At 71.4% G+C, this 22,647-nt stretch carries 22 protein-coding genes; 18 read left to right on the top strand and 4 right to left on the bottom strand.

Features of this window, described 5'->3' with window-relative positions; translation table 11 throughout:
• Positions 1–49: 49 nt before the first annotated feature.
• From mftA to AC3DE3_RS14340, 14 genes are all read left to right on the top strand, one after another.
• Positions 50–136: a mycofactocin precursor MftA gene (mftA, locus tag AC3DE3_RS14405; protein WP_067716580.1), complete on the top strand. Its 87-nt coding sequence runs from the start codon at positions 50–52 to the stop codon at positions 134–136.
• Position 137: 1 nt separating this feature from the next.
• Positions 138–464, top strand: coding sequence for a mycofactocin biosynthesis chaperone MftB (gene mftB, locus AC3DE3_RS14400; protein ID WP_260488406.1), 327 nt, complete (start codon positions 138–140; stop codon positions 462–464).
• On the top strand, positions 461–1,717 hold the full coding sequence (gene mftC, locus AC3DE3_RS14395; protein ID WP_488370441.1) for a mycofactocin radical SAM maturase: 1,257 nt from the start codon (positions 461–463) through the stop codon (positions 1,715–1,717). The genes mftB and mftC overlap by 4 nt, the downstream gene beginning before the upstream one ends.
• Before the next feature lie 46 nt (positions 1,718–1,763).
• The gene (mftD, locus tag AC3DE3_RS14390) at positions 1,764–2,987 is read left to right on the top strand and encodes a pre-mycofactocin synthase MftD (protein WP_260488404.1); all 1,224 of its coding nucleotides are present in this window, start codon (positions 1,764–1,766) and stop codon (positions 2,985–2,987) included.
• 33 nt (positions 2,988–3,020) lie between these two features.
• Positions 3,021–3,836 (top strand): mycofactocin-coupled SDR family oxidoreductase, encoded by an 816-nt coding sequence (locus tag AC3DE3_RS14385; RefSeq protein WP_260488403.1) that lies wholly within the window; start codon positions 3,021–3,023, stop codon positions 3,834–3,836.
• 6 nt (positions 3,837–3,842) lie between these two features.
• Positions 3,843–4,556, top strand: coding sequence for a mycofactocin biosynthesis peptidyl-dipeptidase MftE (gene mftE / locus AC3DE3_RS14380; protein ID WP_260488402.1), 714 nt, complete (start codon positions 3,843–3,845; stop codon positions 4,554–4,556).
• Positions 4,553–6,073 carry a mycofactocin biosynthesis glycosyltransferase MftF gene (gene mftF / locus AC3DE3_RS14375; protein WP_260488401.1) on the top strand — a complete coding sequence of 507 codons (1,521 nt, stop codon included), beginning with the start codon at positions 4,553–4,555 and terminating at the stop codon, positions 6,071–6,073. The genes mftE and mftF overlap by 4 nt, the downstream gene beginning before the upstream one ends.
• Positions 6,070–7,314, top strand: a complete 1,245-nt coding sequence (gene mftG / locus AC3DE3_RS14370) for a mycofactocin system GMC family oxidoreductase MftG (protein ID WP_488370440.1) — start codon at positions 6,070–6,072, stop codon at positions 7,312–7,314. Before mftF ends, mftG begins: the two co-directional genes overlap by 4 nt.
• A 56-nt stretch (positions 7,315–7,370) precedes the next feature.
• On the top strand, positions 7,371–8,288 hold the full coding sequence (locus AC3DE3_RS14365) for an alpha/beta fold hydrolase (RefSeq protein ID WP_260488399.1): 918 nt from the start codon (positions 7,371–7,373) through the stop codon (positions 8,286–8,288).
• Between the two features lie 179 nt (positions 8,289–8,467).
• The gene (gene trxA / locus AC3DE3_RS14360) at positions 8,468–8,851 is read left to right on the top strand and encodes a thioredoxin (RefSeq protein WP_260488398.1); all 384 of its coding nucleotides are present in this window, start codon (positions 8,468–8,470) and stop codon (positions 8,849–8,851) included.
• A gap of 159 nt (positions 8,852–9,010) precedes the next feature.
• Positions 9,011–10,132 (top strand): NDMA-dependent alcohol dehydrogenase, encoded by a 1,122-nt coding sequence (locus AC3DE3_RS14355; RefSeq protein WP_260488397.1) that lies wholly within the window; start codon positions 9,011–9,013, stop codon positions 10,130–10,132.
• A gap of 170 nt (positions 10,133–10,302) precedes the next feature.
• The gene (locus tag AC3DE3_RS14350) at positions 10,303–10,602 is read left to right on the top strand and encodes a metal-sensitive transcriptional regulator (protein ID WP_260488396.1); all 300 of its coding nucleotides are present in this window, start codon (positions 10,303–10,305) and stop codon (positions 10,600–10,602) included.
• Between the two features lie 91 nt (positions 10,603–10,693).
• Positions 10,694–11,080, top strand: coding sequence for a DUF302 domain-containing protein (locus AC3DE3_RS14345; protein WP_488370439.1), 387 nt, complete (start codon positions 10,694–10,696; stop codon positions 11,078–11,080).
• A 13-nt stretch (positions 11,081–11,093) separates the two neighbouring features.
• A complete protein-coding gene (locus tag AC3DE3_RS14340; protein ID WP_260488394.1) occupies positions 11,094–11,702 on the top strand; it encodes a DUF1707 SHOCT-like domain-containing protein in 609 nt (202 codons plus the stop codon).
• A 37-nt stretch (positions 11,703–11,739) separates the two neighbouring features.
• Here the strand turns inward: AC3DE3_RS14340 and AC3DE3_RS14335 are convergent, their stop codons facing one another.
• The 3 genes from AC3DE3_RS14335 to AC3DE3_RS14325 are packed head-to-tail and all read right to left on the bottom strand — an operon-like array spanning position 11,740 to position 13,845.
• Positions 11,740–12,252, bottom strand: coding sequence for a dihydrofolate reductase (locus AC3DE3_RS14335; RefSeq protein WP_312027445.1), 513 nt, complete (start codon positions 12,250–12,252; stop codon positions 11,740–11,742).
• 14 nt (positions 12,253–12,266) lie between these two features.
• Positions 12,267–13,067 (bottom strand): thymidylate synthase, encoded by an 801-nt coding sequence (locus AC3DE3_RS14330; RefSeq protein WP_488370438.1) that lies wholly within the window; start codon positions 13,065–13,067, stop codon positions 12,267–12,269.
• Between the two features lie 28 nt (positions 13,068–13,095).
• Entirely contained in the window at positions 13,096–13,845 is a 750-nt protein-coding gene (locus AC3DE3_RS14325; protein ID WP_260488392.1) for a 3'(2'),5'-bisphosphate nucleotidase CysQ, read from the bottom strand.
• 66 nt (positions 13,846–13,911) lie between these two features.
• Here AC3DE3_RS14325 and AC3DE3_RS14320 point away from each other — a divergent pair, with 66 nt between their 5' ends.
• The 4 genes from AC3DE3_RS14320 to AC3DE3_RS14305 all read left to right on the top strand — a co-directional run bounded on the left by AC3DE3_RS14320 (position 13,912) and on the right by AC3DE3_RS14305 (position 21,206).
• Positions 13,912–18,588: an ATP-dependent helicase gene (locus tag AC3DE3_RS14320; RefSeq protein WP_488370437.1), complete on the top strand. Its 4,677-nt coding sequence runs from the start codon at positions 13,912–13,914 to the stop codon at positions 18,586–18,588.
• 75 nt (positions 18,589–18,663) lie between these two features.
• Positions 18,664–19,575, top strand: a complete 912-nt coding sequence (locus tag AC3DE3_RS14315) for a cation diffusion facilitator family transporter (protein ID WP_488370436.1) — start codon at positions 18,664–18,666, stop codon at positions 19,573–19,575.
• A gap of 3 nt (positions 19,576–19,578) precedes the next feature.
• Positions 19,579–20,454, top strand: a complete 876-nt coding sequence (locus tag AC3DE3_RS14310) for a DNA-formamidopyrimidine glycosylase family protein (RefSeq protein ID WP_488370435.1) — start codon at positions 19,579–19,581, stop codon at positions 20,452–20,454.
• Positions 20,451–21,206 carry an SDR family oxidoreductase gene (locus AC3DE3_RS14305; protein ID WP_132061553.1) on the top strand — a complete coding sequence of 252 codons (756 nt, stop codon included), beginning with the start codon at positions 20,451–20,453 and terminating at the stop codon, positions 21,204–21,206. The genes AC3DE3_RS14310 and AC3DE3_RS14305 overlap by 4 nt, the downstream gene beginning before the upstream one ends.
• Before the next feature lie 69 nt (positions 21,207–21,275).
• Here the strand turns inward: AC3DE3_RS14305 and AC3DE3_RS14300 are convergent.
• The coding region (locus tag AC3DE3_RS14300; RefSeq protein ID WP_488370434.1) for an HNH endonuclease at positions 21,276–22,647 on the bottom strand (1,372 nt) is incomplete at its 5' end.

Genomic DNA, 22,647 nt, shown 5'->3' with positions numbered 1-22,647 from the left:
ACCGGAACACGGTGGGACACCGCCGGAGTGCCAGACGAGAGGACACGTCATGGAGAACACGCAGAACACCGAGGTCGTGCTGGAGGAGGCCCTCATCGAGGAGGTCTCCATCGACGGCATGTGTGGGGTCTACTGAGATGACCTCCGCAGCAGCGCCGGCCGGTGCCGAGCAGTCAACCGCCGCGGCGGAATTCGACCTCGATGCCGGCTGGCGCCTGCACCCCGGCGTGGCGCTCCGGCCCGAGCCGTTCGGGGCACTGCTCTACCACTTCCACACCCGCAAGCTGAGCTTCCTGAAGTCGCCGACCATCGTCGAGGTGGTCCGCACCCTCGCCGACCACCCGTCGGCCCGCGCCGCCTGCGCGGCCGCCGGGGTGTCGATCGATGACCCGGGAACGTCGCGGCTGTACCTGCACGCGCTCGGCCAGCTCGCCGCCTCGCGCATGATCGAGGAGACCTCATGACCAGCATGCTCAACCGCCCGGCGACGACGTCCGCCCCCGCGACCCCGGCCCCGGTCGGCCGCCTCGTCGACCAGTTCGAGCGTGGTCTCGACGCGCCGATCTGCCTGACCTGGGAACTCACCTACGCCTGCAACCTCGCCTGCGTGCACTGCCTGAGCTCCTCCGGTCGCCGTGACCCGCGCGAGCTCAGCACCGAGCAGTGCAAGGCGATCATCGACGAGCTGCAGAAGATGCAGGTCTTCTACGTCAACATAGGCGGTGGTGAGCCGACGGTCCGCTCCGATTTCTGGGAGCTGGTCGACTACGCCACCAGCCACCAGGTGGGCGTGAAGTTCTCCACCAACGGCGTCCGTATCGACGAGAAGGTCGCCCGGCGCCTGGCCGCGAGCGACTACGTGGACGTTCAGATCTCCATCGACGGTGCGACCGCGGAGGTCAACGACGCGGTCCGCGGCCCGGGATCCTTCGACATGGCCTGCCGTGCGCTACAGAACCTCAAGGACGCCGGCTTCACCGACGCCAAGATCTCGGTGGTGGTGACGCGCGAGAACGTCACCCAGCTGGACGAGTTCAAGGCGCTGGCCGACAAATACGACGCGACCCTGCGCATCACCCGCCTGCGTCCCTCGGGCCGCGGTGCCGACGTGTGGGACGACCTGCATCCGCTGCCCGAACAGCAGAAGGACCTGTACGACTGGCTGGTCGCGAACGGCTCCGACGTGCTCACCGGCGACAGCTTCTTCCACCTGACCCCCTTCGGTGAGGGGCAGGCGCAGGGCTCGCTTCCCGGGCTCAACCTGTGCGGTGCCGGGCGTGTGGTGTGCCTGATCGACCCGATCGGCGACGTCTACGCCTGCCCCTTCGCCATCCACGAGGAGTTCCTCGCCGGCAACGTCGTCGCCGACGGCGGGTTCGAGACGGTGTGGCAGACCTCGGAGTTGTTCCGTGAGCTGCGCGAGCCGCAGTCGGCCGGGGCGTGCGCGTCCTGCGACTTCTACGACAGCTGCCGGGGTGGCTGCATGGCGGCCAAGTTCTTCACCGGGCTGCCGATGGACGGCCCGGACCCCGAGTGCGTCCAGGGGTACGGAGAGGGACTGCTCGCGGCTGAGCGCAGCATCCCCGACCCGTCGCAGGACCACACCCGGCCCATGGGGCTGGCGGCGCGCAAGCAGCCCACCGGCCCGGTGCCGCTGACCCTCGTCACGACACCGCCCCGCAGGCCCACCAGCCTGTGCGACGAGTCCCCGATCTGAGCCGTCCCACCCGGACGAAACCCACCAAGAAGGAGCACCCACCACCGTGTCCCGCCTGTCCAAGATCGCCGAGGCCAACCCCTGGCGCCAGAACCCGTGGTTCGAGTCGGTCGCCGAGGCCCAGCGTCGCGCACAGAAGAAGCTGCCCAAGAGCGTGTACATGGCGCTCGTCGGCGGCAGCGAGGCGGGGGTGACCATCCGCGACAACATGGACGCCTTCACCGAGCTCGAGCCCAAGCCCCACGTGATCGGCGCCAAACAGGACCGCGACATGGCCACCACGGTGATGGGCCAGCCCATCAGCCTGCCGGTGATGATCTCGCCGACCGGTGTCCAGGCCGTGACGCCGGACGGTGAGGTCGACGTGGCCCGCGCCGCGGCCGCCCGCGGTACCGCGATGGGCCTGAGCTCGTTCGCGTCCAAGCCGATCGAGGAGGTCATCGCGGCCAACCCGCAGACCTTCTTCCAGGTGTACTGGCTGGGCGGCAAGGAGAAGGTCCTGGAGCGGCTGGAGCGTGCCAAGGCCGCCGGCGCTGCCGGGGTCATCCTCACCACCGACTGGTCGTTCTCGATGGGCCGTGACTGGGGCAGCCCGGCGATCCCCGAGAAGCTCGACGCGAAGGCGATGATCACCCTGGCCCCGCAGATCGCGGTCCGGCCGCGGTGGGCCGCCGAGTGGGCGCGCGACGTGGTGGTCAACAAGCGGTTCCCGGACCTGACGACCCCCAACCTCGTCAACCAGGGCGAGATGGGCCCGACCTTCTTCGGTGCGTACGGCGAGTGGATGGGCACCCCGCCCGCCACGTGGGAGGACATCGCCTGGGTCGTGGAGAACTACGACGGGCCGGTGATGCTCAAGGGCATCACCCGGGTCGATGACGCCAAGCGCGCCGTCGACGCCGGCGTCACCGCGATCTCCGTGTCCAACCACGGCGGCAACAACCTCGACGCGACCCCGGCGTCCATCCGCTGCCTCGCCCCGATCGCCGACGAGGTGGGCGACCAGGTGGAGGTCCTGCTCGACGGCGGCATCCGCCGCGGCTCGGACGTGGCCAAGGCGCTCGCGCTCGGGGCCCGCGCCGTGATGATCGGACGCGCCTACCTGTGGGGCCTGGGGGCCAACGGGCAGGCGGGCGTGGAGAACGTGCTCGACATCATGCGTTCCGGGCTCGACTCGAGCCTCATCGGGCTCAGCAAGTCCTCCATCTCCGAGCTGAGCCGTGACGACTACGTCATCCCCGAAGGCTTCACGCGCCGTCTCGGCGCCTGACCCACCACCACCTGAGAGAAGGACACCCCTGTAATGGGAGATTTCGACGGCAAGGTCGTCTACATCACCGGCGTGGCCCGCGGCCAGGGTCGCAAGCACGCCATCCGATTCGCGCGTGAGGGTGCGAAGATCATCGGACTGGACCTGTGTGATTCGCCGTCCGAGTACGTGAAGTACCGGACCGCGACCGAGGACGACCTGGCCACCACGATCGAGCGTGTCGAGGCCGAGGGAGGGGAGATCCTCGCCGAGGTCGGCGACGTCCGCGACCTGGCGTTCCAGCAGGCCCTCGTCGCGCGCGGCGTGGAACGCTTCGGCGGCCGCCTGGACGTGGTGATCGCCAACGCGGGCATCTGCAACTGGGGCAAGGTCTGGGAGCTCGACGAGCAGCAGTGGCAGGACACCATCGACATCAATCTCACCGGTTACTGGAAGACGCTGCGCGCGGCGATCCCGCACATGCTCTCCGCCGGCAACGGCGGGTCGATCATCCTGGTGAGCTCGGTGGCCGGTCTCAAGGCCATGCCGGTGCAGTCGCCCTACTCGGCGTCCAAGTACGGCGTGGTGGGCCTGGCGCAGACGGCGGCCAAGGAGCTCGGCGAGCACGGCATCCGGGTCAACACGATCCACCCCTACGGTGTCCAGACGCCGATGGGCGCGGAGGACCCCGACGCGCTCGAGGTGTTCAACACCATGCCGCAGTTCCTGCCGCACTTCACGCCGATCCTGGGGATGGGCATGGCCACCACCGACGACATCGCGGACTCGGTGATGTTCCTCGCCTCGGACGCCTCGCGGACGATCACCGCCTCGACCTTCACCGTCGACATGGGCGCGATCAAGGTCTGACCCGACGTGACGGGCGCGATCGGCGCGACCGGCCCGACCGGTGCGGGGGTGCTCGCGGTGCTACCCCTCGGGGCGACCGAACAGCACGGACCGCACCTGCCGCCGGAGACCGACACGATCCTGGCCACCGCGACCGCCCGCGCGCTCGGCGCGGGTGGGCCGGGTACGCACGTTCCCGGTGACGTCCGTGTGCTCCCCGCCCTCGCCTACGGGGCGAGCGGGGAGCACCAGGCGTTCGCGGGGACGGTGTCGATCGGCACGGACGCGCTCGCCGGGACCCTCGTCGAACTCGGCCGGTCGGTGGGCACCTGGGCGGATCGGCTGGTGGTGGTCAACGGTCACGGTGGCAACGTCGACGCGCTGCGCCGCGCGGTCTCCCGGCTCCGCTACGAGGGGCGCGACGCCGCCTGGCTGTCCTGCCGAACGAGCGAGGACCCCACCGACACCCATGCAGGCCACGCCGAGACCTCGCTCCTGATGCACCTGCACCCCGGCCTCGTCCGTGCGGACCTGGCGGTGGCCGGGTGCGTCGAGCCGCTGCCCGACATCCTTCCCGCACTGCGCGAGGGCGGGGTCGCCGCGGTGAGCCCGAACGGGGTGCTGGGCGACCCCACCGCCGCATCCGCCGACGAGGGCAGGCGACTGTGGACGGCGCTGGTCGCCGACGCGAGCGTCCGTCTGGGCCGGTGGCGTCCGGGTGAGGACGGGATGCTCCGATGAGCGAGGTCCCCCATGTCCTGCTGGACCGTCGCACCCGCGTGCTGCGGCGCGGCGACGTCGTGAAGGTGCTGGGCGGGGACCCGGTCACCCTCATCACGCCCTCGCCCGCGGTCTCGGCGCTCCTGGCCGGCGGGAACTCGGTCGCCACCGACACGCCCGCGGGTGCGGCGCTCGCGCGTGCCCTCACGGACCGGGGGATGGCCCATCCCGCCGGCGCCGCGACGGGCGCACGCCCGCTGGGTGCCGTCGCGGTGGTGGTCCCCGTCCGCGACGACGCCGCCGGGGTGGCCGCACTCACGAAGGCCCTCGAGCCGGAACTGGCCAGGGGCGCGCACCTCGTCGTCGTCGACGACGGCTCCACCCTGCCCCTTACCACCCTGCCCCTTACCACCCTGCCCCTCACCCTGCCCGTCACGACCCCGCCTCCCGCCGCGGCCGCGGCCGCCCCCGACACCCCGCGCGCCGCCACGGTCCTGCGCCACGACCGGTCCCGCGGTCCTGCGGCCGCCCGCAACACCGGAACCGCCGTGGCGGTCGCGGCCGGGGCGGAGGTCGTGGTCTACCTCGACGCCGACGTCCTCCCGCTGCCCGGCTGGCTCGACGTCCTGCTCGCACGACTCGACGACCCCCGGGTCGCGGCGGTCGCACCGCGCATCGTGGCCTCCGACCCCGGCCGGTTCTGGGTGCGCGGCTACGAGACGGCCCGCTCGGCGCTGGACATGGGGCCCGAGCCCGCCCGGGTCCGGCCCCGCACGCGCGTCGCGTACGTCCCCAGCGCCGCGCTCGCCGTGCGGCCCGACCGGCTACCGCCTCCTCCCCGGGGCGGGGGTGGGGGCCCGTTCGACGAGCGGATGCACGTCGCCGAGGACGTGGACCTGTGCTGGCGCACCGACGCCGCGGGCGGACACGTCCGCTACGAGCCGGCCGCGCGGGTGGCTCACCGCCACCGGACGTCGCTCACCACACTGCTCGCCCGCCGCGCCTACTACGGGCGTGGAGCCGCGCCGCTGGCCGACCGGCACGGTGCGGCGGTGGCTCCCGCGGTCGCCGCACCGTGGTCGCTCGCCGTGGCGATCGGGGTGTGGAGCGCGACGCCGATGGGATCGCTGGTCGCGGCCGGTGCGATCGCCCGGTCGTGGTGGCGTACGCGCGCTCTCACCGGGGACGGCCGCGCCGCCGCCGAACTGGTGGCGAGGGGGGCGGAGGCCTCGATCCGGCAGCTACCCCAGGCACTGCTCCGCCCGTACTGGCCCCTCACCGCGGTCGCGCTCGCCGTCACCGCCCGGTCGCGGTCGCGCATGGCCCGCGGGCTGCGGCGGCGAGTCCTGGCCGCGGCGGTGGGCGAGGGGCTGTGGCACTGGTGGAGCGTGCGTGAGCCGGGGCGGGCACCGGTCGACGAACCCCTCGGGCACCTTCTGATCCACCGTCTCGACGACCTGGCCTACGGCGTCGGCGTGTGGCGATCGGCGTGGGCGGCGCGCTCACCCGACGCCCTGCGGCCGGACGTCACGCGATGAGCGGGGGGCGGGCCGACATCGTGGTGGTCGGCGCGGGCCCCGCCGGCTGCGTGATGGCCCGTCGCCTGGCGGAGGCCGGAGCCGACGTCCTGTTGCTGGAGGCGGGCTCGGTCGCCGCCTCACCCCGGGCGGGACTGCTCGACGTGGGGCCGGGGTCGAGGGTCGTCTCCCGGCACCGCGCCACGCTCGGCGGCGCGAGCCTCGACCTGCCCCGCGGCCGCACCCTCGGTGGGTCGGGAGCGGTCAACGGCGGCTACTGCACGCCCGCCCGTCCGGCGGACCTCGCGGAATGGGGTCCGGATTGGCCGCGGCGCTACGCGGTGGGCCTGGCCCGCGCCGCGGAGCGTCTCCGACCCGGGTTGGCGCCGATGGGGCCGGTCGCCGCGCGCGTGGCCGCAGCCTTCCCGGGCCGTGTGTCCGCGATCGGACAGGCGCGCCGTGGTGGGCGGCGGGTGACGGCGTTCGATGCCTGGGACCCGGCCGGCGCGGGCGTGCGGGTGCGGACCGGGGCGCGGGTCCGGTCGCTCAGGTGGGAGGGCGGGCGCGTCGCCGGGCGGTGTGACGGCGTGGTACTCGACGACGACGAGGAGATCGGTGCCCGGGAGGTGGTGCTGTGTGCGGGGGCGATCGGGACCGCCGCACTGCTGGGGGCGTCCGGGATCGGACCGTCCTCCGGGCACCCGGTCGGCCACGGCGTACAGGAGCATCCGGAAGTCCTGCTCGACCTGCCCGCGGAGGTCACGACGGGCCCGGACCCGGCCCGGGGCCTGCCGCCGCTGCTCTCCCACGTCGTCCGGCTGCGGGTGTCCGCCGAGGCCGAGATCGAGATCCGCCCCTACGCGGTGCCGTTGCACCAGGTCATCCCGCGACTGGAGCCGCTGCCGCACCGGATCGGTATCGCCCTGATGAACCCGACCGGTCGTGGCCGGATCCGTGACGACGGGAGCGTGGAACTGGCCGACGACCCGGACGACGCGGCCGTCCTGGCCGGGGCCGCGGCCCTGGTGGCGGACCGGTTGGACCTGGACGGTGCCGTCACGCCCTCGACCTCCCAACACCTGTCCGGCACGGCGCGGATCGGGGAGGTGCTCGACGGGTCCGGGCGCGTTCTCGGGGTGGGGGGACTGCGGGTCGCCGACGCGGCGGCGCTGCCCGCACTGCCGAGGTGCGGGCCGTACTACACGGTGCTCGCGGTGGCCGAGGACCTCGCTGCCCGGGTGATCGCCGAGCGGGCGTGGTAGAACGACACGAGAACACGTTCCACCGACGGGGTGGGCGACAGCCGGGAGGCCCGTACATGTCGAGGACCGAGACGATCTGCGAACCACGGCAGTTCACGGTGGAACGCGACGGCGGAGTGACGCTGGTCGGAGAGGTATGGGAGCCGGCGGGTCCGGCCGGAGAGGCACTCGATCCGGTCGAGGAGATCCTCATGCTGCACGGAGGTGCCCAGACCCGGCACGCGTGGAGCCGCGCCGCACGGCGACTGTCGGGGGAGGGCTACAGGGTCACCGCGATGGACGCCCGCGGTCACGGGGACAGCGACTGGGATCCGGAGGGGGACTACGACATCCACCGCCTGGCCGCCGACCTCGAGGCGATCGTCGCCGAGCGGTTCCCCTCACGGCGCCCGGTGATCGTCGGCGCCTCCCTCGGCGGGATGACCGCGATGCTCTCGCTGGGCACCGGCAAGGACGTGGCCCGCGCGCTCGTGTTGGTGGACGTCACCCCGAAGCTCGAGGCCAAGGGCGTCGAGCGGGTCGGGGAGTTCATGCGCTCCGGATTCGACGGGTTCGCGAGCCTCGAGGAGGCGGCCGAGGCGATCGCCGCCTACCAGCCGCAGCGCAAGCGACCGCCGAACCCCGAGGGCCTGCGCAAAAACCTGCGGATGCGGGACGACGGACGCTGGCACTGGCACTGGGATCCCCGATTCGCGGGAGGCGCCTCCGCCCAGAACGCCGAGATGGGCAACGCGTTCTTCGAGAACCTCGTCCCGCACATCACCCAGCCGACCCTGCTCATCCGGGGCTCGGCATCCGACATCGTCAGCGACGAGTCCGTGCGGCATCTGCGCGAGCTGCTCCCGCACGCGTACACGATGGAGGTGCCCGACGCCGGGCACATGGTGGCGGGGGACGACAACGCCGTCTTCCTCGACCAGCTCGAGAAGTTCCTCACCGAGGTCCTCGACTCGCCGCCTCGCCCGGGAGCATGACGGCGGGGGGCCCGGGGAATATCCCGCTCCCGACGGCGTTGTCCCTGACTACGCGGGCATTCATACCCTCATGGGTATCGATTGACGCGCAAGGTCGTCGCCGGCGCGGGCTGTCCGTAGGCTGGCGACCACACGAGGCGGGACGAGAGTCGCCCCGTCCGCGCTAGGAGGGCATTCGTATGAGCACCGTCGACATCACGACCGCCGAGTTCGAGAAGACCGTCACCGACAACGACATCGTCCTGGTGGACTTCTGGGCCGAGTGGTGTGGCCCGTGCAAGGCCTTCGGTCCGGTCTTCGAGAAGGTCTCGGGCAAGAACCCCGAGGTGACCTTCGCCAAGGTGGACACCGACGCCGAGCAGCAGCTCGGGGCGATGTTGCAGATCCAGTCCATCCCGACGCTCATGGCGTTCCGCGAGGGCATCGCGGTGTTCCGCCACTCGGGAGCGATCCCGGAGCAGGCACTGGACGACCTAGTCGAGCAGATCAAGGGGCTCGACATGGACGAGGTCCGCAAGGCCGTCGAGGACGCCCAGGCGCAGCAGGGCGACGCCCAGCCCTGATCTGCGACCCGGCTCGCGCCTCCTGACCGGTCACCGCGACGGGCATCCGCACTGGAACGTGTTCTTGTAACCACCCCACGAAATTCACCTATGGGGCTAACGTTGCTAGAACACGTTTCAGTGACGGGTCTCGCCCCGTCGCGCCCGGAGGGAGATCAATTGAAGACCAAGGCCGCCATCGCCCGCGAGCTCGGCAAGCCGTTCGAGATCGTCGAGGCCGAGCTCGACGGACCGAACTTCGGCGAGGTGCTCGTCAAGTGGAAGGTCGCCGGACTCTGCCACTCCGACCTGCACATCACCAGCGGCGACCTGCCCGGTCGCCTGCCGATCGTCGGGGGTCACGAGGGGGCCGGCGTCGTCGAGGCCGTCGGCGAGGGCGTCACCCACGTCCAGCCCGGTGACCACGTCGTGGGGTCCTTCATCCCCGCCTGTGGCAAGTGTTCGGCCTGTGCGCGCGGCATGACCAACCTCTGCGACGGCGGCCTCAACGGCACCATCGGTGAGATGGCCGACGGCCGCTACCCGTTCAAGCTGGACAACGGCGAGACCGCCGGGGCCATGTGCACCCTGGGGACGTTCTCGCAGTACACCGTGGCCAACATGAACTCGGTGGTCAAGGTCCAGGACTGGATCCCCTTCGAGGTGGCGGCGCTGGTCGGCTGTGGCGTCACCACCGGCTGGGGTTCCGCCGTCTACTCGGCCGACGTCCGGGCCGGCGACACCGTCGTCGTCTTCGGTATCGGCGGGATCGGGATCAACGCCATCCAGGGTGCCAAGCACGCCGGTGCGCGCTTCATCCTCGCCATCGACACCGACGAGTCGAAGCTGGCCAAGGCCAAGGAGTTCGGCGCCACCCACGTCTACACGGACGTGGACGAGGCCAAGGCCGAGCTCCCGGGGCTGACCTGGGGCACGATGGCGGAGAAGGCCATCATCACCATCGGGGTGGCCGACGCGAAGGTCACCGCCGACGCGACCGACATGGTCGGCAAGCGCGGCGTCGTGGTCCTGACCTCCATGGGTGGCCTCGACAACCAGTCCATCACCCTGCCCGGGCTGTTCGTCTCGCAGTACGAGAAGGTCATCAAGGGCTCACTCTTCGGCTCCGCGAACGCCTTCCACGACATCCCCAACATCCTGCGGCTGTGGGACGAGAAGCAGCTCAAGCTGGACGAGCTGATCACCCACCGCTTCACGCTGGACCAGGTCAACGAGGGCTACGAGATCATGGAGAAGGGCGGCGAGGGGATGGTCCGCGGGATCATCGTCCACGACGACTGAGCGTCAGCCGGGCCGGCCCGAACCGGCACTCGCGCAAATATACCCCCGTGGGTACACTGGAGGCATCCGGTGGACCCACGGGGGTCTCGCGTCAGTCCGCCTTCACCATCCGAGACCATCAGCGATCCGCGAGAGGAACGACGATGTCGGAAACCGAACGAGCAGAGTCCGTGAAAGCTGTGCCCGACCGGGCGGTGCCCGAAAGGGCCGCGTCCGAGCCCCGCCAGCAGGTCCTCAACCGGCTCCGCCGGGCGCGTGGCCAGCTCAACGCGGTGATCGACATGGTCGAGCAGGAGCGCTCGTGCAAGGAGATCGTCACCCAGCTCGCGGCGGTGTCCAAGGCGCTGGACCGTGCGGGGTTCAAGATCATCAGCGAGAACATCCAGGAGTGCATCGCCCGCGACGGCGAACCCGGGGCGGACGGGGTCGACCTGCCCGAACTCGAGAAGCTGTTCCTCTCGCTCGCCTGACCACCGCCCGGCCGCATGGCAGGCTGGGTGACGACACCGGAGACCAGAACCGACGGCACCAAGCACCAACGAGACATCGGAGGTAGTCGACATGGACATCGGAATCGGCACGTACACCGAGATGGAGTTCGACGAGGCGGTCGAGGCGACCCGGGCAGCGCTCGCCGATCGTGGATTCGGGATCCTCCACGAGATCGACTTCACGGCCACCCTGAAGAACAAGATCGGCAAGGACATCGAGCGCGTCCTCATCCTCGGCGCCTGCAACCCCGGGTTCGCGGGGAAGGCCTTCGACGTGAGCAAGGACGTGGCCCTGATGATCCCGTGCAACGTGGTCATCCGCGAGTCCGGCGGCGGCTGCGTGATCGAGGCGCAGAATCCGGATCTCCTCTCGCAGGTCATCTCCGGTGGCCTCCAGGACCTGGCCGACGAACTGGCAGCCGACATGCGCTCGATGATGAAGGACCTCACGCGCTGAGTAACCTGGGGGCATGAACCCGGAGCAGGACAACGACCCGCGGACCCTGGCGCAGCGGCGACTCGAGGCGATGGTGGGGCGTGGTGAGCTGTCGCTCGCCGAGTTCTCGGACCGCGCCGCCAAGATCTGGGCCGCGACCTGCCCCGCCGAACTCGACGTGGCACTGAGCGGTCTCCCCGCCGATCGGCCCGGCCCCGCACAGCAGTCCCGCCCGCCGGCCACCCGGCCCGGCAGCGCGATCACGGTCGACGAGAGCCAGAAGAGGACCTCTGTCTTCGACACGCTCAAGCGCGAGGGGCGCTGGATGCTGCCGGACGACTACCGACTGACGTCCTGGCTCGGTGAGATCTACCTCGACGCCCGGGAGGCCGTCGTCGACCGCCCACGGACCCACCTCCAGGTGGACCTGTGGGGCGCCAACGCGAAGATCCTGCTCCCGCCCGGGGTGTCGGTGTCGATCACCGGCAACCGGACCATGAGCGAACTGAAGATCGACGAGGGACGCTACGACGTCCACGGCGGCCCACACCTGGATATCGAGATCAACGGGTTCATGGCCACGGCCAAGATCAAGATCCTCGCAGCGGGGGAGAAGATCCCCAAGACGTGGAAGTGGTTCTAGCCGGCAAGTGGTTCCAGTTGGCGCGGTCCCGGCCGGTTCAGCGCTGCCGGCGACGCCACACGGTGTGTCGGTGCCGCACCTCGTCGTCGTACCCCTCGACCCGACTCCGTGGATCGGTGATCCACTCGCCGACCTCGACCAGCTCCCAGGCGTCGCCCAGTTCGGGCGCCAGCACGGTGCCCGGCGCGTCGGCGTCGATCTCGGTGACCAGGCACTCGTCCGCCGCGGACAGCGCCGCCGCGTAGATTTGACCGCCGCCCATCACCGCGGCGTCCGGACCCGCCAGTTCCAGGGCGGCCTCCACCGACCCGGCCCGCTCGGCCCCCTCCGCCGACCAGTCGGGGTCACGGGTGCACACGATGTTGCGACGACCGGGTAGGGGACGGAACCGCTCCGGGATCGACTCCCACGTGGCCCGGCCCATCACGACGGGCCGCCCGGTGGTGGCCTGCTTGAAGAACGCGAGGTCCTCGGGGATGTGCCACGGCATGTCGCGGCCGTCACCGATCACCGCGTCGCGGGCCTGCGCCCACACCATCCGCACCGTCACCGCCGCCCGCCGGGTCAGACCGCGACCGGGGCCTTGATGCCCGGGTGGTGCTCGTAACCGACGACCTCGAAGTCCTCGAAGGTGTAGTCGAAGAGGGAGTCCGCCCTGTGGAGCCGCAGCTCGGGGTAGGGGTAGGGGTCCCGGGAGAGCTGCTTGCGGACCTGCTCGACGTGGTTGTCGTAGATGTGGCAGTCGCCGCCGGTCCAGATGAACTCGCCCACCTCGAGACCCACCTGCTGCGCAACCATGTGGGTGAGCAGCGAGTACGAGGCGATGTTGAAGGGCACGCCCAGGAAGAGGTCGGCGCTGCGCTGGTACAGCTGACAGCTGAGCCTGCCGTCGGCCACGTAGAACTGGAACAGCAGGTGGCAGGGCGGCAGTGCCATGTCCGACAGCTCGCTGACGTTCCACGCGGAGACGATGTTGCGCCGCGAGTCCGGGTCGGTCTTCAGCAGCTCCACGGCCGCGGCGATCTGATCGATGTGGGCACCGTCGGGGGTGGGCCACGAGCGCCACTGCACGCCGTAGACGGGGCCGAGCTCGCCGTCGTCGTCCGCCCACTCGTCCCAGATGGTCACGTCGTGCTCGCGCAACCACCCGACGTTGGACTCGCCACGCAGGAACCACAGTAGCTCGTAGGCCACGGACTTGAAGTGCACGCGCTTGGTGGTGATCAGCGGAAACCCCTGTGCGAGGTCATAGCGCAGTTGGTGGCCGAACAGGCTGCGTGTGCCCGTGCCGGTGCGGTCCGCCTTGGGGGTGCCCTGCTCCAGGACCAACCGGAGCAGGTCCTCGTACGGGGTGGGGACGGTCATGGCGCTCAAGTCTACTCAAGCTGTCCGCTCACGCCGTCCAGACCGGGTGCCCCGCCGTCACGGTCAGCACCTTCTCCGTGAGATCGGGGCGGCACACCAGGATGTCGGGGGAGTAGGTGTCGGACTTGTTGAACTCGAGGGGTGACCCGTCTATCCGGGAGGCGTGCAGCCCGGCGGCCAGCGCCACGCCGACGGGCGCCGCCTGGTCCCACTCGTTCTGCCCACCGGCGTGGAGGTAGACGTCGGCGTCGCCGAGGAGCACGGAGAGCATCTTGGCGCCGGCCGAACCCATCGGCCGTACGTGCAGCCCGAGTTCATCGGCGACCTCGTGGATCCCGGCGGGCGGGTTGTTCCGACTGATGACCATGGTCCCGGAGTGCGGGCCGTCGACGTGGTCGACCTGGTCCGAGCGGAAGACCCGGCCGGCGTCGGGGAGTCCGACCGCGGCGACGGTGGGGTGGCCGTCCACGACGAGCGCCACGTGTACCGACCAGTCGGACCGGCCGGTGGAGAACTCCTTGGTGCCGTCGATCACGTCGATGATCCACACCCGCGACCTGCTGAGCCGACTGCGGTCGTCGGCGACGCCCTCGGAGAGCGTCCCGTCGTCCGGACGGTGCACCGCGAGCACCTCGTCGGTCCAGTTCTGGGCGACCTCGTTGGCCACCCGTGCGAGCGAACGGCCGTGCAGCAGGCCGCCCGCGCGGGTGCCCCGGACGATGTCCCCGATGCCGTGGGCGAGGTGGGAGGCCAGGTCGTGGTCATCGAGATCGCGCATGCCGACACTCTACGGAGCGGTCGGCGTGTCACGGCGCGTGTCGTAGGCGTACGACATCATGAGTTCATGTCCGTCGCCCTGGACCGGTTCCACCCGGCCACCGTCTCCTGGTTCCGTGGCGCGTTCGGCGAGCCCACCGCCGCGCAGTCCGGCGCGTGGGCGGCGCTCGCCGGCGGTGCGCACACCCTGGTCGTCGCACCGACGGGCTCGGGCAAGACGTTGTCGGCGTTCCTCGCCGCGCTCGACGGGCTGCTCCTGGGGCCGAGCGAACCCGATCCGGGAGATCCCGTCGCGAGCACCCGGGCGTCCGGACCCGGCACCCGCGTCCTCTACATCTCCCCGCTCAAGGCCCTGGCGGTCGACGTCGAGCGGAATCTCCGGGCGCCGCTCGCGGGGATCGCCCGGGAGGCCGCGGCGCTGGGCGTACAGACGCCGGACGTGACCGTCGGGATCCGGACCGGCGACACCCCGCCGGACGAACGGCGCCGCCAGCGCGCCAGGCCCCCGCACGTCCTCGTCACCACGCCCGAGTCGCTGTTCCTGCTCCTGACCTCGGCGGCCCGCGAGACCCTGACGGGCGTGGACACGGTCATCATCGACGAGATCCACGCGGTCGCCGGAAGCAAGCGCGGGGCGCACCTCGCGCTGAGCCTGGAGCGGCTGGACGAGATGCTCGACGCGCCCGCGCAGCGGGTGGGTTTGTCGGCGACGGTCCGGCCGCACTCCGAGGTGGCCCGCTTCCTGGCGGGCGAGCGCCCGGTCACCGTGGTGGCACCGCGATCGGACAAGCGCTTCGAGTTGTCCGTCCGGGTTCCGGTCGAGGACATGGCGGACCTGTCGGCGTCGGCGCCGGAGGTGTCCGCCCCGCCGGGCACACCGGGACAGGGATCGATCTGGCCGCACGTCGAGCGGCAGGTGGTGGACCTGGTCACCGCACACCGTTCGACGATCGTGTTCGTCAACTCCCGCCGCCTGGCCGAGCGACTCACCGCGAGGCTCAACGAGATCCACGCCGAGGACACCGATCCCGGGTCCCTGCCCGCGCCCCCGGCCCGGCCGCCCGCCCAGGTGATGGTGCCCTCGGAGGTCTCGCGGGGGGCGCCGCCCGAGTTGGCGATGGCCCACCACGGGTCGGTGTCCAAGGAGCGCCGGGCACTCATCGAGGACGCCCTGAAATCGGGCCGACTCCGGGCGGTGGTGGCCACCTCGTCTCTCGAGTTGGGCATCGACATGGGCGCGGTGGACCTGGTCATCCAGGTCGAGTCGCCGCCGTCGGTGGCGTCGGGGCTGCAGCGCGTCGGTCGCGCGGGCCACCAGGTCGGCGAGGTCTCCCGGGCGGTGGTGTTCCCCAAGCACCGCGCAGATCTGGTGCACAGCGCGGTGACCGTCGAGCGGATGCTCGAGGGCGCGATCGAGGAGTTGTCGGTCATCGCCAACCCCCTCGACGTCCTGGCCCAGCAGACGGTGGCGGCGTGCGCGCTGGAGCCGATCGACGTCGAGGAGTGGTTCTCGGCCGTCCGGCGCACGGCCCCGTATCAGGGGCTTCCGCGGCCCGCGTTCGAGGCCACGCTCGACATGCTCGCGGGAAAGTATCCGTCCGCCGACTTCGCGGAGTTGCGGCCGCGGCTCGTCTGGGACCGCGACGCGGGCACACTCACCGGCCGTCCCGGCGCCCAGCGTCTCGCCGTCACCTCGGGCGGCACCATCCCGGACCGCGGGTTGTTCGGCGTGTTCATGGTGGGGGAGAAGGCCACCCGCGTCGGCGAGCTGGACGAGGAGATGGTCTACGAGTCGCGCGTCGGTGACGTCTTCGCGCTCGGCGCCTCGAGTTGGCGGGTCGAGGAGATCACGCACGACCGAGTGCTGGTCACCCCCGCGCCGGGCGGCACCGGCCGGTTGCCGTTCTGGCTCGGCGACGACCAGGGTCGGCCCGCCGAGCTCGGTCGCGCGTTGGGGGGATTCCTGCGCGAGGTGGCGGGCGGAACGGACGCGGAGGTCGCCGCACGGTTGGACAGCGCCGGACTCGACACCAACGCCGCGACCAATCTTCGTCGCTTCCTGACGGAGCAGCGCGAGGCCACGGGCCACGTCCCCAGTGACACCACGCTCGTCGTGGAGCGTTTCCGCGACGAGGTCGGGGACTGGCGGGTGGTGCTCCACTCGCCGTTCGGTGCGCGGGTGCACTGGCCGTGGGCGGAGGCGGTGCGCGCCCGGCTCGCCGCCGCGCACGGGTTCGACGCGGTGCCGGTGGTGTCCGACGACGGCATCATCCTCCGGGTCCCGGACATGGGCGACGACGGCGAGGCGAGCGCACGCCCGGGAGCCGAGACGTTCGCCATCGGGGCCGAGGAGGCGGTGGACCTGGTCACCCGGCACGTGGGCGGGTCCGCGTTGTTCGCCTCCCGCTTCCGTGAGTGTTCGGCGCGCGCCCTGCTCTTCCCCCGGCTCGACCCGGGCCGGCGGGCGCCGTTGTGGCAGCAGCGGCAGAAGTCGGCTCAGTTGCTCGACGTCGCGCGCCGCTACCCGGATTTCCCGATGATCCTCGAGGCGGTGCGCGAGTGCCTGCAGGACGTCTACGACGTGCCCGCCCTCGAGCGGATCCTCAACGAGATCGAGTCGCGGACCGTACGGATCGTCGAGGTGGACACGCCCGGCGCCTCGCCGTTCGCGCAGTCGCTGCTGTTCGACTACGTCGGGGCGTTCCTCTACGAGGGTGACTCGCCGCTGGCGGAGAAGCGGGCTGCGGCGCTCGCCATAGACCCGTCGCTGCTCGGACAGCTCCTGGGGCGCGTCGAGCTGCGGGAGCTGCTGGACATCGAGGTCCTGGACTCGATCGAACGGCGCCTACAGCACCTCGAGCCCGAGCGCGCGGCCCGTGACGCCGAGGCCGTGGTCGATCTCCTGCGCCTGTTGGGCCCACTCACGGCGGCGGAGATCGCCGCCCGTTCCGCGGATCCCGCGGCCGTCCCCGCCTGGCTCGACTCCCTGGCGGAGGCGTGGCGTGTGGTCACCGTCGAGCACTCCGGCCGGACGTGGTGGGCCGGCGTCGAGGACGTGGCCAGGCTCCGCGACGGGTTGGGTGTCCCGCCGCCGCCGGGGGTGCCGTCGGCGTTCCTCGGCGATGTCGATGACCCCCTCGGCGAGCTCATCCGACGCTTTGCGCGTACACACGGCCCGTTCACCGTCGACGCCGTCGCCGAGCGTTTCGGGCTCGGGGTGGCCGTCGCCCGTGGCGTCCTCGATCGGCTCACCTCCTCCGGCGTGCTCTTGGCCGGTGAGTTCCGCCCGGGTTCGACAGGCCCGGAATGGTGCGACGCCGAGGTCCTGCGGCACATCCGTCGCCGGTCGCTGGCCGCGCTGCGCTCGCAGATCGAACCGGTCTCGCACTCCGCGCTCGGCCGCTTCCTGCCCGGTTGGCAGAGCCTGGGCACCGGGGCGGGCGCGGAGTCCGGTGTGGACGGGGTGCTCGCGGTGATCGAGCAACTCGACGGGCTCGCCCTGCCCGCCTCCGCGCTCGAACCGCTGGTCCTGGCTCCCCGTGTGCGGGACTACTCCCCGACGATGCTCGACGAGCTCCTGGCCGGGGGAGAGGTCATCTGGAGCGGGCGCGGTCGGGCCGGCTCCCGCGACGGATGGGTCTCCCTGCATCCGGCCGATTCAGCCGGTGCGACCCTGCCCCTCGATCGACCGCAGCCGGAGGGGCTGGTCCACCTCGCCGTCGTCGACTCCCTGCGCGGCGGAGCCCTGTTCTTCCGCGACATCGTCGCCAGGGTGAAAGAGGCCACCGCACCGACCGACACCATCACCGAGGCGGTCGTCCGCGACGCGTTGTGGGACCTCGTGTGGGACGGAGTGGTCACCAATGACACCCTCGCGCCACTGCGCGCGGTGCTGGCCGGCGGTGGTTCGTCGGGGTCGGGGACCGCGCACCGTTCGCCCCGGGCGTCGGCCCGGCCCCGCCGAGCCCGCCTGGGGAGAACGACCATGGCGCAGCTGAACGGCGCCGTCGCCGCGGGGACGAGGACGCCTCCCGTTCTCGCGGGCCGCTGGTCGCTCGTGCCGGAGCCGGTCACCGATGCGACCCTGCGTGCTCATGCCTGGGCCGAGACGCTGCTGCTGCGTCACGGTGTGGTCACCCGGGGCGCGGTGGAGGCAGAGGAGATCCCCGGCGGGTTCGCAGCCGTGTACAAGGTGCTGGCGCAGATGGAGGACTCGGGTCGCTGCAGACGCGGGTACTTCGTCGACGGACTCGGGGCCGCGCAGTTCGCCGCCGGCAACACCATCGACCGACTACGGACCTTCGACGACACCGCCGACGAGGCCCACTGGCCGTCCGGGGCGGACGACCCCACCGTCCGGGTTCTCGCCGCGACCGATCCCGCCAACCCGTACGGGGCGGCCCTGCCCTGGCCCGCAGCATCCCCGAGCGGTGACGGAGACGGAGCCGGGAACGGGTCCGGACACCGTCCCGGCCGCAAGGCGGGAGCTCTGGTGGTGCTGGTGGACGGCGTGTGCGTGCTGTTCGTCGAGCGGGGCGGGAGGACCGTCCTGGTCCTCGACGACCGTGACCGGGCCGTCCCGCTCGCTGCCACCGCGCTCGCGGAGACAGTGAAGGCGGGCGCGGTGGGGCCCCTCACCGTCACCACGCTCGGCGGGGAACCCGTCCACACCTCGCCCCATGCCGCGGCGTTCGAAACCGCTGGTTTCGGCATCACTCCCAAGGGGCTCCGGATCCGGCGCTGAACGTCCACATCTTGAGCCGGCCGCCGCGAATAGTTAGAATATGCGCATTAGTGCATGTGTGGGGAGGAGGTGCTCATGGGTGCGGGTCACTCCCACGCTCCGTCCGCCGGTCACGCCGGGGCCCGGTACCGGGCTCGGCTCGCCGCCGCATTCGTGCTGACGGCGTCGTTCTTCGTCGTTGAGTTGGTCGCCGGTCTGGTCTCGGGATCCCTCGCACTGCTCTCCGACGCCGGCCACATGGGCGCGGACGTAGTGGCACTCGGCGCCGCCCTGCTGGCCACGATCATCGCCACCCGCCCCGACGGGACCGGCCGCCGGACCTTCGGCCACTACCGCGTGGAGATCTTCGCCTCTGGCCTGGCGGTGATCATCATGGTCGCCATGGGCGGGTACGTCCTGGTCGAAGCCGCCCGCAGGATCGGCTCGGAGGCCCCCGTCGCCGTGGGGACGATGCTGCTCGTCGGCGCGCTGGGACTCGTCATCAACATCATCTCGCTGATGTTGCTGCGCAGCGGCTCCACCGAGAGTCTGGCTGTCCGGGGCGCGTACCTCGAGGTGCTCGCCGACGCAGCCGGGTCCGTCGGGGTGATCGTTGCCGCCCTACTCGTGCGGGCGACCGGGTCGGGCGTGTGGGACCTTGTGGTCGCGGTGGCCATCGCCGTGTTCATCGTGGTGCGCGCCGTGGTGCTCGGCCGGCAGGTGCTCGCCGTCCTCGCCCAGCACGCTCCCGCCGGCGTCGAACCCGCGGAGGTGGAGGCCCAGCTCGGGGCGTTGCGGGACGTCGAGGACGTGCACGACCTGCACCTGTGGACCCTGACCTCGGGGATGGACGTGGGTACCGTGCACCTGGTGGTCGACCCGGATGCCGATCATGCCGTGGTGCTCGACGACGCGCGTCGCGTCCTGCTGGAGGGGCACGGGGTCGAGCATGTGACCGTGCAGATCGAGACCGCAGGGGTCGTCGGCTGCCGCGAACTGGGGTGGTGAGCCGTGCCCGAAGGCGATTCAGTGCACAGGGCCGCGGCCCGGGTCCATGAGGTCCTGGCCGGGCGGACCCTGGACCGCACCGAGCTCCGGGTGCCGAGATTCGCCGCCGTCGACCTGCGCGGCAGGGCCGTGGAGGGTGCCCGGTCCCGGGGAAAGCACCTCTTCGTCGTCGTCGGCCCAGACGGGCAGGGCCGCGATCCCGTCACCCTCCACATCCACCTGAAGATGGAGGGCCGGATCCACATTCTCCGGTCGGGAGACCGCTGGCGGTTCCCCGCGCACACCGTGCGACTGCTGCTGCGCTCCGGCGACGTCGAGGTGGTGGGTACCGAGCTCGGTCTGGTGCGCGCGCTGACCCCCGCCGAGGCGGAGCGCGCCGTCGACCATCTGGGGCCCGACCTCCTGGGTGCGGAGTGGGACCCGGTCACGAGTACCGATGAGGTCGTGCGGCGCATCGGCGAGAGACCCACCCGTACGATCGGCGAGGCATTGCTCGACCAGCGCAATCTGGCCGGGATCGGGACCGTCTACCGGGCGGAACTGTGTTTCCTGCGAGGGGTGGACCCGCGGGATCCGGTCGAGGCCGTGCCGGATCCACGGGCCATGGTCACACTGGCGCGGCGGATGCTGGTCGCCAACGCCGACCGCACCGTCCGGGTGACGACCGGCGACACCCGGCGCGGGCGCGAACTATGGGTGTACGGCCGTGACGGCAAGCCGTGCCGCCGGTGCGGGACCGAGGTGGAGGCATTCCGCCTCGGCGGGCTCGCGGACCCGGACGAGCCGAGTGACTCGCTCGACCGCATCGCCTACCGTTGCCCGTCCTGCCAGCCGCGTCGTGCCACACTGGGCGCATCGCCAACGGAGGAGAGCTCGTGACCGACCGCAAGACGATTCTGATCACCGGTGCCAGCTCTGGTCTGGGCGAGGGAATGGCCCGCCGCTGGGCCGCGCAGGGAAAGAACCTCGCGCTGTGTGCGCGGCGTCTGGACCGCCTGGAGGAGCTCCGCGCCGAACTGTTGGCCGCGAATCCCTCGATCACGGTGGCGGTTCGTGAGCTCGATGTGGCCGACGGCGACGCGGTGGAGAGGGTCTTCGGCGAGCTGGACGCCGAGCTCGGTGGCATCGACCGGTTCGTACTCAACGCCGGGCTGGGCAAGGGAGCCTCGATCGGCACCGGGAAGGCGCATGCCAACCGGGAGACCGCGATGGTGAACGTGGTCGGGACGCTGAACCAGGCCGAGGCGGCGATGGAACGGCTCTTCACTCGGGGTGAGGGGCACCTGGTGTTCATCTCGTCAGTGAGTTCGCTGCGCGGCATGCCGAAGGCGCAGAACACCTACGGCGCGACCAAGGCGTTCGTCTCGGCGCTCGCGCAGGGCCTGTACGCCGAGTTGGACAGCGCGGGCAGCCGGATCAAGGTGACCGACATCCTGCCGGGGTACATCCGCACGGACATCAACCGTTCGGTGAAGACCGCGCTGATGACCGAGTTCGACGAGGGTGTCGACGCGCTGGTCAAGACGATCGACGCCGAGCCCACCCGCGCGCTGGTGCCGGCCAAACCATGGAAGGCGATCGGTCCGCTGCTGACGCTCCTACCGGAGAAGGTCAGCCGCCGCTTCGTCTGAACCCCTGGCGGCCCCACCCGGGTCCTGACGAGGGCCGCGCCGGTCATGCCCGGCGCGGCCCTCGTGGCGTCAGAAGGGTGGTGGGTCGATGATGTCGTCGAGGCGTTGGCGGTGGTGGTCGAGTAGGAGGGTGCGGATGCCGAGTTCGATGGCGCTGGCGTGTGGGGCGTTGCGGTTCCACCAGCGGCTGGACTCGGCCGGTGGGGTGGGGATGGTGTCGGTAGTGGCGGCGGTGTCCGGTGTTGTGGTGCGGGCGCGTTCGGTGTTGTGGCGTTCGGTGTTGTGGCGGGCGGCGCGGCGGGACCAGTAGGTCGGTTCGGCGTCGGCCCGGTCGTCGCCGGTGGGGTCGGGGGTGCGGCGTTGCTGACGGGCCCAGGCGCTGGTTTCGGTGTGGGCGTGTTCGCGTCGGTAGTCGGCCAGGGGGCCGGAGGGCCGGGTGAGCATGGTCGAGCCCTCGGGGGTGGTCACGGTCAGGGTGCCGTCGGGCTGGAGGTGGTAGCGCCAGTCGGAGAAGGTCTTGAACCGGTGGTGGCGCCGGCACATCGCGGCGAGGTTGACCTCGGTGGTGTGCCCGCCACGCTCGGGGTCGGTGTGATCGAACGGCACCACATGGTCCAGATCACAGGTCTCGGCCGGGATCGTGCAGCCGGGGTGGCGGCAGGCGCCGTCGCGCAGTCGGATGCGGCGGGCCAGGTCGGCGCTAGGCCGGTAGGTCAGGGCGGCCCGGGCGTCGTCGGCGGCCCCGATCCGGGGATCGACGGCCTCAAACGTGGCCCCGTCGCTGGTGGCGAGCATGTCGAGCAGGGCCTGCAGGGCGGCCTGGCCGGTGCGGGCGAACTCCACCCGGGCCCCGCCGTCGTCGCGGGCGTGGTTGCCGGTGGCGATGACGGTGACCCGTGGCCGCAACGGCGCCACCCCGGCACCCGCGGTGGCGGACTGGCCCGCGGCACCGGGCTGGCCGGGGCCGGTGTCGCCGCAGACCAGGGACATCAACGCGTCGGCGCGGCGTTCGGCGAGGGAGTAGTCGTCGACCTCACCGGCGGCGCTGGCGTCGGCGTCGACCTCACCGGCGGCGCTAGCGTCGGCATCAGTGCCGGCAGTTGCGGCAGTTGCGGCAGTTGCGGCGTCGGTGGCCCGGTGGTCGGCGACGCGGTGGTCGAGGGCCTCGGCCAGGACGGCGGCTTCTTCGGTTGCCAGGATCGCCGAGATGGTGGACATGCCGTCGATGCCTTTGTGCACGCGCACCCCGCGGGTGCGGGTGGCTTCCTGGCGGCGCAGGCGGATGCCATTGGCGTCGTAGCCGGCGATGATGGCGTCGACGTTGCTGCGGATGGCTTTCTCGCCCAGGCGGATCCCGCCCTCGATCGCGGCGAGGTACTCGTCGACGACCTGTTGCTGCACCAAATCGAGCACGTCGACGTGGACGGTGGCCATCTGGGAG

It is taken from the genome of Dietzia sp. IBK-p2-16D (assembly GCF_057773085.1).
The sequence above is the reverse complement of the archived record's forward strand: the minus strand, read 5'-3'. Positions and strand labels throughout refer to the sequence as shown.